At 32.9% G+C, this 16369-nt stretch carries 11 protein-coding genes; 8 read left to right on the top strand and 3 right to left on the bottom strand.

Annotation, left to right across the window (positions count from 1 at the left end):
• Window positions 1-31 precede the first annotated feature (31 nt).
• From IR010_RS01580 to IR010_RS01570, 3 genes are all read right to left on the bottom strand, one after another.
• Window positions 32-1573, bottom strand: coding sequence for a hypothetical protein (locus IR010_RS01580; RefSeq protein ID WP_194600979.1), 1542 nt, complete (start codon window positions 1571-1573; stop codon window positions 32-34).
• Window positions 1574-2000: 427 nt separating this feature from the next.
• On the bottom strand, window positions 2001-2738 hold the full coding sequence (locus tag IR010_RS01575; RefSeq protein WP_194566340.1) for a hypothetical protein: 738 nt from the start codon (window positions 2736-2738) through the stop codon (window positions 2001-2003).
• 254 nt (window positions 2739-2992) lie between these two features.
• Entirely contained in the window at window positions 2993-3385 is a 393-nt protein-coding gene (locus IR010_RS01570) for a hypothetical protein (RefSeq protein WP_051662678.1), read from the bottom strand.
• A 241-nt stretch (window positions 3386-3626) separates the two neighbouring features.
• Here IR010_RS01570 and IR010_RS01565 point away from each other — a divergent pair, with 241 nt between their 5' ends.
• The 8 genes from IR010_RS01565 (at window position 3627) to IR010_RS01530 (ending at window position 16330) form a co-directional block, all read left to right on the top strand.
• Window positions 3627-3989, top strand: coding sequence for a BlaI/MecI/CopY family transcriptional regulator (locus IR010_RS01565; protein ID WP_029269983.1), 363 nt, complete (start codon window positions 3627-3629; stop codon window positions 3987-3989).
• Window positions 3986-6010, top strand: a complete 2025-nt coding sequence (locus IR010_RS01560) for a M56 family metallopeptidase (RefSeq protein WP_194600976.1) — start codon at window positions 3986-3988, stop codon at window positions 6008-6010. Before IR010_RS01565 ends, IR010_RS01560 begins: the two co-directional genes overlap by 4 nt.
• Before the next feature lie 251 nt (window positions 6011-6261).
• The gene (locus IR010_RS01555) at window positions 6262-6831 is read left to right on the top strand and encodes an RNA polymerase sigma factor (RefSeq protein WP_194566336.1); all 570 of its coding nucleotides are present in this window, start codon (window positions 6262-6264) and stop codon (window positions 6829-6831) included.
• 194 nt (window positions 6832-7025) lie between these two features.
• Complete coding sequence (locus tag IR010_RS01550; protein ID WP_194600973.1) at window positions 7026-8156, top strand: FecR family protein; 1131 nt, start codon at window positions 7026-7028, stop codon at window positions 8154-8156.
• A gap of 135 nt (window positions 8157-8291) precedes the next feature.
• Window positions 8292-11936 (top strand): SusC/RagA family TonB-linked outer membrane protein, encoded by a 3645-nt coding sequence (locus tag IR010_RS01545; protein ID WP_194600970.1) that lies wholly within the window; start codon window positions 8292-8294, stop codon window positions 11934-11936.
• Window positions 11937-11940: 4 nt separating this feature from the next.
• Window positions 11941-13365, top strand: coding sequence for a RagB/SusD family nutrient uptake outer membrane protein (locus IR010_RS01540; RefSeq protein ID WP_194600967.1), 1425 nt, complete (start codon window positions 11941-11943; stop codon window positions 13363-13365).
• A 5-nt stretch (window positions 13366-13370) separates the two neighbouring features.
• Window positions 13371-15812: a zinc-dependent metalloprotease gene (locus IR010_RS01535; protein WP_194600964.1), complete on the top strand. Its 2442-nt coding sequence runs from the start codon at window positions 13371-13373 to the stop codon at window positions 15810-15812.
• Window positions 15809-16330: a DUF3347 domain-containing protein gene (locus IR010_RS01530; protein ID WP_194600961.1), complete on the top strand. Its 522-nt coding sequence runs from the start codon at window positions 15809-15811 to the stop codon at window positions 16328-16330. The genes IR010_RS01535 and IR010_RS01530 overlap by 4 nt, the downstream gene beginning before the upstream one ends.
• Window positions 16331-16369: the final 39 nt, after the last annotated feature.

The raw sequence follows: 16369 nt of genomic DNA, 5'->3' as shown, positions 1-16369 counted from the left end.
TCGTTTAGAAATGGGATTTTTTTAGTACTATTTAATTGTCACAAAAAGAGCCAATTTGTTGTAAATGCCTTTCTGTCTGATATTTATTAAAGTTATCCCATTTTGGAGGAGAACTTGTTTTTTGTCCGTACATCGCATCAAGGCAAACATTATTGTCTTTGTATTTGTCATGGAGCACAGCAAGAATTTTAAAGAAAAATTCATCCAGCATTACAATAGCGTCAAATTCAGATTTTAAAGTATTATAGTTTGCATCTGATGGATTCAATAATTGAAGTAAATCTAAAACCTCTTTCTTTTCTTCTTTATTTATTTCAGTTGAATAACCCATTTTTAAGGTTTTAAAAACCAAATTATTCCAAGCTTTACTATCGTGTCCCCACTGAACATCAGGCAAATTTAAAGAATGTTCGCAAATTAGAATGATAGAAAAAAGAACATCATTTAAGTATTCTGCAGGAAACTCGTCAAAACTTCTGAATTCAAATCCGCTCTGGTACATTTTTTCCTGATTAAAATCAAGACCAACTTCTGAAAGCATTTCATATTCCATATCAGCTTCGATTTGATCTCTCCACCAAATGTTTTCTTCTTTTTCAAATTGCAGCAATTTTCTAAAATCATCTACATTATACGTTAAGATTTTACCTTTTGGCATTGCTTTGTTATACGTTCCTACGCCAATATAACGAGACATTGCATTTCGCATAGAACCTAGCGTAAATTTTTTATCCAAACTGTATTTGTCGCTAATCACACCCATAATGTCTGGACTTCCGAGCGTTGCAATGAAAAAAGGCTCAAACCATTGCAGTAAATAAATAGCATTGGCATGAGTTTTTTCAAATTCATTGTAATCAACAATTCTGCTGTCTTCTGTTAATGATGGCAAAGTAATGTGAAAATGATATGTTCCGTTATTGAACAACACCAGATTTTCCTGATTGGTCATAAACATATTAAGTCCGTTATTGTAATCCGGAAAATTTAATTTTCCATCCAAAACAGACGATTCATTGATTTTATCCAGAAATAATTTTTTGGTTGCTTTTAATTCTTTGCAAGAATCAGCAATGGTTCGATTCTCAAAATATTTGGTTACAAATTCAATAGAGTCTCCGTCAAAATGTACAGAACCCATTGTTTTGTTTCTTTGGGTAATCATACTTTGAATGTTGTACGGCTGATCCTCAAGAAAAAGCTCCATAATTGATTTTCCAAGATACTCAGGATTTTCAACTGGCTGCGCACTTACTTCACCATTTTCTGTATCAATTAATGGCTTTACTGGAGATAACGTTTTATGCTGATAATTGATATCCAGTTTTTCAAGCGAATGACTGTTCATCATTCGGCTTACTTTGTAATTTTCGTTTAAGTCAAAAGCTTTTTTCAAAATAGGGGCCAAGCTTTCTGGTTTGTAGCATTTTCTATAGTCAATACTATATTTCTCAAAACCAATTTTTTCTTGTATAAACTCACCAGAAACTATTAGGGATTCTTCAAATTGCATGTAGGTTTCGTTTTCTAATCCAATTCCCCAATAATATTTTTTTGTCTGATTGTCTTTCATTTATACTTACTTTCTTTTTTTAGGTTGATTATAATTTTAAAGTCATTATTTTTATTCGAAAACGCGAATCTAATCTGTTTAGAATCAGAGACGAAAACTTAATGGATTAAACAGAATTGTTTTCCATTAATAGTTTATTTTACTTTTAAAATGTAGGTTATAATTTGGTCTTAGGAATTTTGCACTTTATATCGACTGAATAATTGATAAAAAAAGTAAGATTTTACAATTGGGTTATAAAATATTATTTTGTTAAAGCCTTTTATATCAATAATTTAAGCAGATGAACAGCCAAAATGTAACTTTTGCGGTCCTTGTTTTTTCCAAGTTGCAAAAGTAGTTTTTTATTATGTTATTTACAAGTAGTTAACTTGTTGAAAATCAATATTTTTTTTAAGAGTTTAAACAATTGGGCGAATTGTTTGATTTATTCATGGTAATAAAACACATAAGAGGAGTATAATTCGTCTTTCCACCAGTCTTTTCGAACTTCTGCAAAGTAATTATAATTCAGTTTTCCTGCCTGTGACTGCAGTGGATAAATTACAACGCCATTCTCTCGATACGCTTTATGTAAATCTGTTTCAGGAACAACTGGAACGATATGTCCAGAAAGTCCTTTTATTTTTCTTTTGGCACAAATTATTCCGATTCCACCCTCAGCATTTACTTTATTTTGAATTTCGTCAGCAGTAAACATTCTTTTCCAGCCAAAACTGGCTCCCCATTCTAAAAACCAATCGTGTATGGCACTTGAGTAAATACGATCTACACTTTGCTCAAACACCGGTTCAATTTCCTGGCCTTTTACTATTTTTTGAAGAGATTCATCTGTCCACCAAACCGTTGGAAGATAGACCTTAGCAAAATAACAAAAATCATACGAGTAGACATTGCAATAGGTATCTTCTACAGTTCTTTGGTATCTTAGATTTGTCTCAACATCGAGTTTATTAATAAGTCTGTGAATGCTTTCTTTTTTACTCTCAGCATTTGTTAAATCTCTAAATGGAATAGTGGAGTCCAAAATTGGTTTTTCCTTCATTTCCATAGAATCTAGTCGAGATTCTGCATCCGGCAATAAATCGGCTTTCTTTATTTGAGTATTCGGTATCGGATTATCAACCAGAGGCAATGAAGCTTGTGATACTGTATAATTTTCCATTTTGACTGCTTAAAATTTATTGGCTTATACTGCAGGATATAAATCTTTATACAATATAATTTGTAAGCCAAAAAAGTAAATATAGGGCTTTTAAACTTCCCAAGAGTTTTACAAAAAGACAAATTAAAGAAACATTCCGTTTAATTCATTGTTTTTGTGACACTTTTCACTTAAAGATTAAAATTCAGGAGAGAATAGTGCATAAAAAATCCCATTCTTAAAAAATGGGATTTATAATTTAGTTAATTTTATTCTTAATCTATTTTATATCCGTCGTCAGCAAAAGTTTCTGGTTCAGGATTAGATTCTTTTTTATTTTCTTCTTCAAGATTTTCATCTGTATTTGTAATTTCTTCTTGATCCGATTTGTTTTCTACATTCAAATCGCTTTCAGGATTTTTAAATTGTTCAATAAATTCTTCTTTAGCCTCATAGGGATCTTCGTCTCTGGCGTAATTATCATGATCAACGAGAGTATTTTGTTCTAAATAATCAGGATCGCTTTCTCCAAATTCAGATTTATTTTCAGTATGAAGCTGTTTTTGAAATTGATCATTGTTTTCGATATGATGACCATCTATAAGAGTATTTTGATCTATAAAATCAGGATCTGTTTGACCATAATCGTGGTTGATTTGATTTTCCATGATAGTGTTTTTTTAAATTAATTTTTAGCAAAAATCCATTTTAAGGATCATGTTTTACAAATTTAGCCCAGACATCAATTGAAATTATTACAGAAAAACCAGTTTTACTTGTATAATTTATAGGTTGTTAGCGTTTGGTATCTCAGTAATTTCAAGTACTTACTAATTAATTAGTTTAAAAACTAACAAATTAGTTTGTCTACTAATTAATTAGTAGTATCTTGCACTAAAATATTTAACTATGATAAAACTAGCAAAAAGAGAAGAACAGATCATGCAGGTGTTTTGGGATTTAAACAAAGCATTTATAAGAGATATAATTCCCCAGTTACCAGATCCGAAACCACATTACAATAGTGTGGCGACAATAGTAAAAATATTAGAAGAAAAAGGATTTCTAAATCATGAAACTGCCGGGAATATGCATTGTTTTTTTCCCGTTATCAGCAGAGAAGAGTACCAGCAATTTGCACTGAAGGATATTGTTAGCCAATATTTTGATAACTCTTATCCTCGAATGCTTGCCTTTTTTGCAAAAGAACAAAAACTTTCAGAAAAAGAATTAGATGAGATAGTAAACATCATTAAAAAAGATAAAATATGATACCTTATATTTTGTATGCGGCACTTATTCTTTCGGCATGTCTTATGTTTTATAAACTGCTTTTACAGAAAGAAACTTTTTTTCATTTAAACAGATATGTATTGCTGTCTTGTATGTTATTGGCGTTTGTTTTGCCACTGATTCCAGTTCCGCAGCAATTATCATTTAGAAAAATTCCTGTAAAAAATCATATTACAATTTCTAAAGCTCCATCAAATAAAACTGAAACAGCCGTTATAAAAGAATTGCCAGTTCAGCCAACGCTTGTTGAAGAGACTAAACAGCTAATCAATGCGGATGTCTTACTAAAGTGTCTGGTTTATTTATACTGGTTTGGAGTAATAGTTTTTGCTCTTAATTTTTTGATGCAAGCCGTTATATTATTGTTTAGAGCCTATTCTACAACAGTAATTCAAGATGGCAAGTTTCGTATTGTTGAGATAACCGGCGACAAAGCTCCTTGTTCTTTTGGAAATAATATTTTCATCAATCCTGAAAAATACGAATGGGAAACCTATAATCAGATTTTGCTTCATGAAAAAATTCATATTGAGCAAAAACACACTATTGATCTTCTGCTTGCAGAGATGGTTCTTGTTTTTCAATGGTTTAATCCTTTTGCTTGGCAATGGCGAAAAGCCTTAGAAATTAATCTTGAATTTTTGACTGATGATCAAATGCTGCAGCAAGATACTGTAGAAAAAGAAAGTTATCAGTTTAGCCTGCTTAAGGTAGCGGCACCACAATTTCCTTTGAGTCTTACAACCAATTATAATCAATCATTATTAAAAAAACGAATCATCATGATGAACTCAAAAAAATCAAATGTTCACACTACTTGGAAATATTTTTTCCTTGTACCGCTAATGGTACTTTTTGCCTGCCTTTTTAATCAACCGGCTGCGCAAAGTCAAACTCTTAATTCTAAAGAAGAATCGAAAGAGGATGCAGGCATTCAAAATGGAATGAAAACAGACGGAAACTGGTTTGCTGTAATAAAAGGCAATACCATAGAGATTACCTTTAAAAGCGACGAGAATGATAATTCTTCCAGTAATTTTCAATTGAGCGAGATTAGCAGTCTTCCGAGAGATAAGCAAGGAGAATTTACTTTAACACGCGAGGCAGGAACAATGCTTTTTAAAGGAAAATTTGAAGGTGATAAAGGAATGGGAACTTATAAATTTACCCCAAATGCATCGTACAGCACTGCAATGGCTAAAGAAGGTATTGATCTTAAAAACGATGAAGATCTTATGGTTTTCTTTATGATCAACATTAAAGTTTCTTATGTACAAATGCTTAAAAAAAATGGCTATGACAAAATTGATAAAGATCAAGTTATTCCGCTTGCTGCTTTAGATGTAAACGAAGCTTATATTGCTTCAATTAAAAAAGCAATTCCAGATATTGATTTGGATGATTTAGTTCCTTTCAGGTCATTAGGGATTGATAAAGCTTTTATTGAAGAAATACGTAATTCTGGATACAAAGATGTTAGTCCGGGTAATATAATAGCATTGAAATCACAAGGAATTGATGCAAAATATATTACTGATTTCCGCAGTTCTTCTAAAAATAATAGCGATGAAAACAACGTTAGCAATAATAGTGATGACAACGATGACGATGATGATGATATCATTGCTTTTAAATCATTAAACATTGACAAAGCTTTTATTGATTCTTTTAAAGCCGTTGGATATAATAATCTTTCAAATAGTGATCTTATTGCTATGAAATCGCTAGATGTTACGGCAGAATATATAAAGAGTTTTCAAAATGCAGGTTTTAAAAACATTCAGGCAGAAAATCTAATTGCTTTGAAATCACAAAATGTAACACCTGAGTTAATAAAAGAATATAAAAAACTTGGATTTGATAATTTAGACTTAGAAGAAGTTGTTGGTGCAAAAGCAACAGGTGCTACGCCATCTTTTATTAAGTCAATGCGAGCAAAAGGACATGATTTTAAAAGCTTAGATAGGTATATTGCACTGAAAGCACTTGCAGATAATTAAAAAAAACAACTAATTTTATTTGAATTAGTCTTAAAAATAAATGGAATTGTAATGACTAGAAAGCCCAAACCAATAGGAGTGGGCTTTTTTATTAGTATTGGTTTTTTGTAGTTCTGTTCGATGCGTAATATAATTCTGTAAGAAAATAATAGCTATAAATCGATGTAGTTTTTCTAACTGAATCATCTTTTAGTTTTTAACATAAAAAATGTTTAATATTGCTTTTTTGACCCACAATTCCTTATTAAATAATGCCTGTTTATAGCAAATATGCTGATCATATTCTATTTAATCTTCTTAAAGAAGATGATCAGTTAGCGTATACAGAAATTTTTGAAAGGTATTGTAAACTTCTCGTTAACCACGCTTATAAAATACTTGGCGATCAAGATGAAGCAAACGATGTTGTTCAGGAAGTATTTTTGTCTATCTGGAACAAACGTTATGAATTGATTATTACTGGATCACTTTCTTCTTATTTATACAAAGCTGTAAAAAACAGAATATTGAATCACATCGCCCATGAAAAAGTGGTTTCGCGATATGCTGAATCTATTTCAAACTTTATCGAAGATGATTACGTTTTGGCAGATTTTAAACTTAGGGAAGAAGAATTAGAAGCTATTATTGCAAAAGAAATAGATCTTCTTCCGGCTAAAATGCGTGAAGTTTTTTTACTCCGAAAAGTAGAAGACTTGTCGTATGAAGAAATCGCGATTCAGCTCAATATTACTGATAAAACAGCTAAGCAGCAAGTATACAATTCCCTTAAAATACTAAGAGAAAAACTCAAGGATTTCATGGGTGTTTTTGTTTGGTAAATAAATCGTTGCGTTTTTGTTAATTCTTGTATCAAAATCTACGCATATCGTCTTAATCGATAAAGAAGAAATAATACTCTTCTTACTTTGTTAATGATATAATAATATTTTTTTAATTTTTTTTGTTTTTGTCTATGACAAAACTTATTCCTAACTGTCTTATTTAAAACGGGACCAAATTTCGTGTTGTATTTATGAATGAAAAAGAAATTTTAGCGCTGCTTAAAAAATACCAGGAAGATACTTTATCTAATGCAGATAAGGAAAAACTAGATGCATGGTATTTGCACAAAGCAGCTAACAGCAAATTACAGCTTAACGAGTACGAACTTGAAGATAGTTACGAATATCTAAAAGCAAAATTACCTTTAAAGCAGGAAACAAAAGTAATTCGTATTTGGCCGCGTGTTGCTGTTGCTGCTTCAATCGCTTTATTATTAGGAACAGGAATTTTTTATTTTACAAACCCAGAGGATAAACCTATTCAAGTTGCTGAAAAACCTCACGATGTTGCGCCCGGAGGTAATCGCGGTATTTTGACACTTTCTAACGGAAAACAGATTGTACTTTCTGATATTTCTGCAAAAGATACAATTGCCAAAGAAGGAGAAGAAGTTACAATTAAAATGAATGCAAATGGGGTTGTTACTTATATCATAAATCCAGATGCGGCTTCAAAAGAAAATAAAAATTCGTTTAATACACTTTCAACCCCAACTGGCGGGCAATATAATATTGTTTTGGCAGATGGAACAAAAGTGTATCTAAATGCAGTTTCTTCTATAAAATATCCAACCCAGTTTAACGGAGACAAAAGAATTGTAGAGCTAGAAGGTGAAGCTTATTTTGAAGTTGCCAAAAATAAGAGCAAACCTTTTATAGTAAAATCTGGTGAACAGTCTATCGAAGTACTTGGAACTCATTTTAATGTACATGCTTATACGAATGAATCTGTTGTAAAAACTACTTTATTAGAAGGAAGTGTAGCAGTTTCTTATAAAAATCAAAAATCAATTTTAAAACCCGGACAGCAATCTAATGTATCTGATAAATATAATAATATTAAAATTAGAGAAGTGGATACCGAAGCCGCAATTGCCTGGAAAAACGGCCGATTTAAATTTGACAATGCAGATCTAAAAACAGTAATGCGACAATTGGAACGCTGGTATGGAGTAAAAGTAGAGTACCAGGGTGATGTCTCTGATGTCAGGTTTAATGGAGGTACATTTATGAATAAAAATTTGTCTGAAGTATTGAAAGTACTTGAGCTTAGCAATATAAAATTTAAGGTTGAAGGAAAAACGATTATTGTATATCCCTGATTTTAAATTTGCCCGATTATACTGAGTATATAAACTAAAAAACCAGAAGCAGTTGCGATGCTTCTGGTTGTTATAAAAGTTTATAGCCAGTATAAGTTGTCCACCTATTGTTTAACTATAACCAAATGTAAATGTATGAAATTTAATTTACAACAAAAAAAACCTTACAAAAAAACTGAAAAAAAGATTCCCGGATTTGATTTTTCTACTCCTTTATGGATGATAAGTGCTCTTTTTTTACTGCTTTGCAGTTTTTCCGGGCAGGCACAAAACATTACCATAAGCTTTAAAGATGCACCTCTTGAAACCGTTTTGAAAGAAGTGGCGAAACAGGCAAATTATGAAGTTTTTTACACCCAGAAATTACTCAAAGATTCGAAACCTGTATCTGTTAACGTTAAGAATTCGACATTAAAAGAAACGCTTAATCAAATTTTTAATGCTCAAAATCTAAAGTACGCACTTACAAATCAAACAATTGTGGTAACTGCTGTAAAAGAAAAAGCGGAGAATTTGGGAAACGGTCTAATCGATATCCGCGGAAAAGTATTAAATAATAAAAATGAGCCTTTTCCCGGAGTAACTGTGATTCTTTCTGGAACAAACAGAACCAGCATAACCGATTTTGACGGAAGTTTTACTTTTGATGATGTTCCAGAGAACGGCATTCTCGAATGTACAGGATTGACTATTGAAAAAAAATCTTTTGCCATTAACGGAAGAAACATAGTAACACTTATCGTTGAAGACAAAATTTCTGCAATGAAAGAAGTGGTAATAACGGGGTATCAAACTATTGCCAGAAGTAATTTTACTGGCGCAATTGCTAAAGTAGACGAGAAAACCTTAAATGAAAACATCAATTCTAATTTATCAAGTGCACTTGAAGGGCGTGTTTCAGGTTTGATGTTTCAAAAAAATGTGGCTGGAATTGGGTCAGATAAACCTATATTAAGAGGTATCGGTACTTTTTCTTCTGATCAAGTTGGTTACAGTCCGCTTTTGGTTATAGATGGTTTGCCAACCGAGTTGACTTTAGATGATATTAATCCTTATGATATTGAAAGTGTTGATGTACTTAAAGATGCAGCAGCAGCTTCTATTTACGGTTCAAGAGCCGCAAACGGTATTATTGTTTTAACTACCAAAAAAGGAAATGGTAAATTAAAAGTAACTGTAAATTCTGATTTATTTATTGCAGACAAGCCTAATTTAAGAGATATGAATTATGCGTCTACAAGCGATTTAATTGATCTTGAGCAGTCAGTATACAATAGAGAAAGAGCGAGATTTACCAATACAGCTTCTATGTTTAACAGTTATGGAGATATAGGAAGCAGCAGTATGAAATACTATAGTCCTCTTTATCAGCTTAACAGAAATCTGGAAGAAGGAAAAATTACCAATTCTGATTATGACAGCACAATTGCACAATGGAGAAAGAATGATTATATAAAAGATTATCGTGATAATGTGTGGCAAAACGAAATGAGACAGCGTTATAATATTGCTTTTTCTGGCAGTACAAGCAAGCAAAATACGTATGTTTCGTTAAATTATGATGAATCAAAAGATCGTGTTAAATACAACACAAGCCGTGCTTTTAATCTTTATGCAAAAAGCAGTTTTCAGGTTAATAACTGGCTGAATGCTACATTTGGAATAAACGGAACCTATAGCAATGAAGATGTTACTGATCCTAGTTTCAGTACTTATGATATTCAAAAAAGATACGAGCGAATTACTGATGACAACGGAAATCTTGTAATATCACCATTTGTAGGTATTAGCGATGGTTTTACTTCAGGCAGTGTTATTAACCCAGCCGTAGCTGAAAAATTAGCAGCTTTAAGCGGTTTTAAATCTATGAGTTTTAATGTTTTAAATTCGCTTCAAGAAGGTATAGAACATCAAAATTCATTAAGCTTAAGAGCTTTTGCAAACGTTAAAGCTAAACTATGGAGAGGATTAAGCTATAGTACGCAATTTCAATATGAATTAAAAAGAAACGATAATGAGCAGTATTATGCTGTCGACTCATACAAAATGCGTTATGCTATTAATGCATTAACAGGATATAATGCGACTACGAATGCTTATACTTATCCAGAGGGATTATCTGCAGGTGGGCGTTACGCACAATCAAGCAATCAAGCCAGTAATTATTCTTTTAGAAATCAATTAGATTTTACTCAGGATTTTGGTGATGGAAAACATTCTGTAAATGCTTTAGCTGGTATTGAAATGCGTGAAACTTATTTGCCAAGGACTATTGAACAGGTGCGATATGGTTATGATCCTGTAACATTAACTTCTACAGTAATGAATAGCCTTGCTATGAGCCAGACGGGAGTTGCCAGCTATATTTATGGAAATAACCGAACGCTTAGTGCTTTATCTAGAACACAAACAGAAATTTTACACCGTTATTTTTCAGTTTTTAGTACTGCTAGTTATACTTATTTATCAAAATATAATGTAACAGGAAGTTATCGTGTTGACAGGGCAGATTTGTTTGGTGTAGATCCTAAGTATAAAAATCGCCCATTATGGTCTGCAGGTTTAGGATGGAATATCAGCAATGAAGATTTTATGAAAGAAATAAAATGGATCAGCATGATGAAATTGAGAACAACCTACGGTATTAACGGAAATATAGATCAGAGTACAACTCCTTATATAACGGCTACTAGAAAAAACGATAACTTATATCAGTCTTTGCAATATATAAATATTACAGCGCAGCCTAATCCTATGTTAAGATGGGAAAAAACTCAAAGTGCTAATTTTGGTATAGATTATAGTCTTTTTAGAGCTAAGTTAAATGGTAGCATTGATATTTATCGCAAATACAGCAGCGACTTATTAGCAAATACAGATTTAGATCCTACAGTTGGTGCATTGACACGAAGAATTAATGCTGGAGCTTTGCTTAATAAAGGAGTTGAATTTAGTGTTGGTTCTGAATGGTATAATAATGGAGATTTCCGTATTGCTTCTAATGCAATTCTGGCTTTCAATAGAACAACTGTTAAAAAAGTTACACGAGCTCAATCAATAGCTTCGGTATATGTAAGTTCTCCAATAGATTATTTTTCAGAAAATGAGTTATATAATAGTTTATATGCCTATAAATATGGAGGAACCACTAATGGCTACCCGTATATTTTAGATGAAAATGGAAATCCGTCGATCACTTTTGATGCAAATGGAAATCCAATATCTACTAGTATTAAAACAGTTACAAATCCTGATGCTTTAGTTAATATGGGAAGCTTAATGCCAACATATACGGGGTCCTTATCACAACGATTTTCTTATAAGCAATTTGACTTAAATTTCATGTTTATTTTTTCTGGCGGAAATGTAATGCGTAAAGAAACTATAGCTATGGATTCTGATGCTGTAACACTTTCAGGTATTGCTGATCGTTATACAGATACGAACCAAAATGGCAATACACGTTTATATGTAGATTTTGATGAAAGTATCAGAAATTATGCAGGAACGATCAGCAGTCAATGGCGAAATTCTAGTGCAAATGTGGTAGACGGCGATTATATCAAGCTGAGAAACATTTCATTGGGTTATAATTTGCCAACATCATTTGCAAATAGAATTAAAATAGCATCGGCTAAATTTACTTTTCAAGTGAATAATCTTTGGTACTGGAGTGCTGCTGGAAATCATATTGATCCAGAAGTTTATTCGGCTAACTCTGGCACACGTAATTTACCATTGCCTAAGACTTTCTTATTCGGCTTTAATCTTACTCTTTAATAAAATGAAACACCTATATACTATAACACTGTCGCTGTTACTGTTAACAGTGGCATCTTGCGAAGATTACACTGACATTACTCCTAAAGGAGCATTAGTTATAGAAACTGCCACGCAATTTCATGAAATGGTATCTCTGCCAAACAGAGGTTATCCTATTAATAACTTTCAGTATTTATCAGACGATCAATGGATGAAAGAAGCAAACGTAATTGGGAAAACTCCAAATATTGACATCATTAATTTTACTTTTGATGAAAGTACAGACAGAGTTTCCTTGTTAACAGGTTCAAGTTTTTATAATCAGGCTTATACTTATATCAACAGATGGAATACTATTATTTCATTAGTTGATGAAAGCAAAGGAGAAGAAAGCACAAAACAATTAGCAAAGGCAGAAGCTAAAATTTATAGAGCTTACGATCACTTTTTATTAGTGAATACGTACGCAAAGGCTTATGATCCGCAAACTGCTGCCACTGATGGTGGTATTTGTATTATGGATAAATTTGATTTAGAAGCGAAGCCTTCAAAATCTACCGTAGCACAGGTGTATGATTTTATTCAGAAGGATATAGAAGATGCACTTCCTTATCTTCAGGAAAAACCTCTTGATATTTACCATCCGTCACTTGCATTTGCTTACGCTTTTAAAGCAAAAGTGCACTTATTTAAGCGCGAAATTGCAAGCGCTAAAGAAGCTGCAGAAAAGTCGCTAACCTATAATAGCCAAATATTTGATATGGTAGCCTACAATAAACAAGGCGGACCAAACGTAGTCGCCGTACCAGCAGCAAATAATATAGAGGTACTGAGCTATCAGTACATGACAGGCTATAATGAAATGAACTTTGCCTATCAATATATCATAAGCCCGGAGCTGCGAACTTTATTTGGTACAAATGATGCACGTTTTAATTTGTTTTTCAATACTACAAGCACAACAAATCTAGATCAGGGTTCAAATACAGCGTATTGGGCAACTGTATATACAAAGTTTTTTTACTCTACAGTTGGAATGAAAACAACTGAAGTATATTTAATGTTGGCTGAATGCTATGCCAGAGAAGACAAATATAGCGATGCAGTCGATGTTTTAAATAAATTAAGAGCAAAACGTATTTTGTCAGGTACTGTCAATTTAACCGTTCCAACAACCAGAAAAGAAACGATGGAACTTGTTATAAACGAACGCAGAAAAGAGTTGCTTTTAGGTTTTAATCGTTTTTTTGACCTTAAGAGATTAAATAACGAAGCTGACTATGCAAAAACGGTTACAAGAGTGTTTCCAATAGTGAATAAGACTGTGCCTCAAAAAACATATACTTTACTGCCTAATTCAAGATTATATATTATACCATTTCCTTTATCTGCTCTGCAAAAGAATCCTAAACTTACTTTGAACACAGACGAAAAAGTTCCATTTTAATTCTAATGAAAAAAATATTTATTTTAATAATCATGCTGCTTACGCTACAGCAGCATGGTTTTGCACAAACGCAACCAGAAAAAAAAGCGGATAGTACAAGTACCCAGACTAAAGCCTTACAGCCTTATAATAAAATTATTAAAGACGGCTCTAAAAGCAAATTGGGTCTTTTTACAGTTAATCTTGTCGATAATAAATTTTATTTCCAAATTCCGGACAGTTTGTTTAACAGCTATATGTTGGTGGTAACTCGATATCTTTCTACTCCAGAAGGCATAGGGCTTTTTGGTGGTGAGAAAGCTAATGAGCAGACTGTTTATTTTGAAAAAGGAGCAAACAATACCGTTTTTTTAAGATCATTACATTACAGGCAAGATGTGCGTAATCCAGATTCGATGTTGGCAAAAGCATTAGCAGGTAGTAATGAAAATCCAATAGTTGCTGCTTTTCCAGTAAAAACAACAAATCCTGATACTGGAAATGTTGTCATCGATGTAACGGATGTTTTCAAGAAAGATAATCCAATGTTCTCTATAGAAAATAAAGAGAAAACAGAAAAAAAGCTGACCTCTCTTGCCGATGACAAATCATTTATCGAAACAATAGATACTTATCCTATTAACATTGAAATAAAAACAACGAAAACCTATACTAATTCCACAGCAAGCAGCGGAAGCATAACTTTGAGATTAAACACCTCAATTGTATTGTTGCCAAAAACACCAATGCGCAAACGTTTTGCAGATGAAAGAGTGGGATATTTTGCTAATAAATATGTTTTGTTTGATGATGATGAACAGCGGGCACAAACGAAGTTCATTATTCAGCGTTATCGTCTGGAGCCAAAGGATAAAGACATTAAGAAATACCTAAATGGCGAATTGGTTGAACCAAAAAAACAAATTGTTTATTACATTGATCCGGCAACGCCAAAAAAATGGAGACCATATTTAATTGCTGGAATTAACGATTGGCAGAAGGCTTTTGAAGCTGCTGGTTTTAAAAATGCTATTGTTGGCAAGGAATGGCCGGAAGATGATAAAACAATGAGTCTGGAAGATGCAAGATATTCTGTAGTACGCTATTATGCATCAGAAACGCCTAATGCTTATGGACCACGCGTAAGCGATCCTAGAAGTGGAGAAATCATCGAGAGCCATGTAGGGTGGTATCATAATGTGATGAAATTAGTGCAAAGATGGTATATGATTCAGGTAGGTCCTCTAGACCCAAGAGCGAGAAAAATGCACTTAGATAATGAGGTTATGGGCCAATTAATCCGCTTTGTTTCTTCTCATGAAATTGGGCACACTATTGGGTTACGCCACAATATGGGAGCCAGCAGTGCCACTCCTGTAGAAAAACTGAGAGATAAAAAATGGGTTGAAGCAAATGGTCATACCGTTTCTATAATGGATTATGCCCGACTTAATTATGTTGCACAGCCAGAAGATAATATTAGTCCAGAAGGTATTTATCCGCGTATTGGTATGTACGATAAATGGGCTGTAAAGTGGGGGTATAGCTATTTTCCAAAATCTAAAGATGAGTTTGAGGAAGAAAAAATACTCAGCAAACTAGCTACTGATAGTTTGACTGCTAATCCTAAATTATGGTTTGGTGGAGAAGGAAAAGAAGAAGATCCTCGAAGCCAAACAGAAGATCTTGGCGATGACGCTGTTCTTGCCAGTGATTATGGAATTAAAAATTTAAAGCGTGTTGTACCAAACCTTATTAAATGGACTTACGAGCCTAACGATGCATATGATAATTTATCAGATATGCATAAAGCGGTTGTAAAGCAATACGGCTTGTATTTGTATCATGTGCTAAAATATATTGGGAATAATTATGTAACCAAAAGAACTGTTGATGAAAAAGGTTTGGTATATCAGCCTGTTCCTAAAGCAAAAGTTAAAGCAGCTGTAGATTATGTAGGAAGACAATTATTTGTAGCTCCTCTCTGGATGTATCCTCAAGATATTGGTCAAATGATTTCGTTAAAAACAGAAGATCAAATATCAGATCAGCAAAATCAGGTATTAAATATGCTGCTTAGCTCTGGAATGCTTTATAACATCAGTCTTAAAGCCATGCAGTTTGAAGGAGCTTACACTGTTCCTGAATTTTTAAATGATTTGCAGCAAACTGTTTGGGTAAAATTTAGTGGTGACGAAAAATTAGATTTTTACAGACGAAGCCTGCAACGCAGTTATATCGACAAACTAAACATGCTGTTATTGCCTAAAGAAGTAGAGCCAGGCAAAGCTTTAAATGCAGCACAGAGAAGTGATATTAGATTGTATGCTAAGCAGCATCTTTTAAAATTAAGAACTGATGTTACAAAATTAATGAGTGTTACAACCGGACTTAATAAAGAACATTACGAAGGCATTTTGATAGAAATAGACAAAATCATTTCAAAACTAAATAAAACGGATATATGAGAAAATTATTAATGATAGTATTTGTTTGCATCACCGCTTTGGCGCAAGCCCAATTAACATCAAAAGAAGAAGTTGCCCCAGAATTAGCAGCAAAACGTGAAGCGCAAAAAAAGGAAATCACAAGCAATTACCTTGCTTTAAAAAATAACCTTATAGCTTCAGATAGTTTGGCAGTTATTACAAATGCCACTGCCTTGCAAAATTCATTAAAAAACTTCAGATTTAAAAAGTTAAGTCTGGAACAAATGAACGAGGCTGCGAAAACAAGAAAGGAAATAATAGCACTTGCTGCAGAGGTTACATCAACTAAAAACATCAATAAGCAACGTAGAATTTTTCAATCACTTTCTGTAAAATTTTGGGAACTGGCACCTAAATTCAAAGCCGCTGATACAGATCTTCATTTACAAATGTGTCCGATGACGAGTGCAGAGTGGGTAAGTGACAGTAAAGAAATTAAAAATCCGTACTACCCAAAAAATATGCTGACTTGCGGTGTGGTAAAAGCAAGTCTGTAAAAATTTAAGTTGAATTAGTTTGATAAATACGGTATTCTG

Origin of the sequence: Flavobacterium sp. MR2016-29 (assembly GCF_015350695.1) — a bacterium.
Lineage (GTDB): Bacteria > Bacteroidota > Bacteroidia > Flavobacteriales > Flavobacteriaceae > Flavobacterium.
The sequence above is the reverse complement of the archived record's forward strand: the minus strand, read 5'-3'. Positions and strand labels throughout refer to the sequence as shown.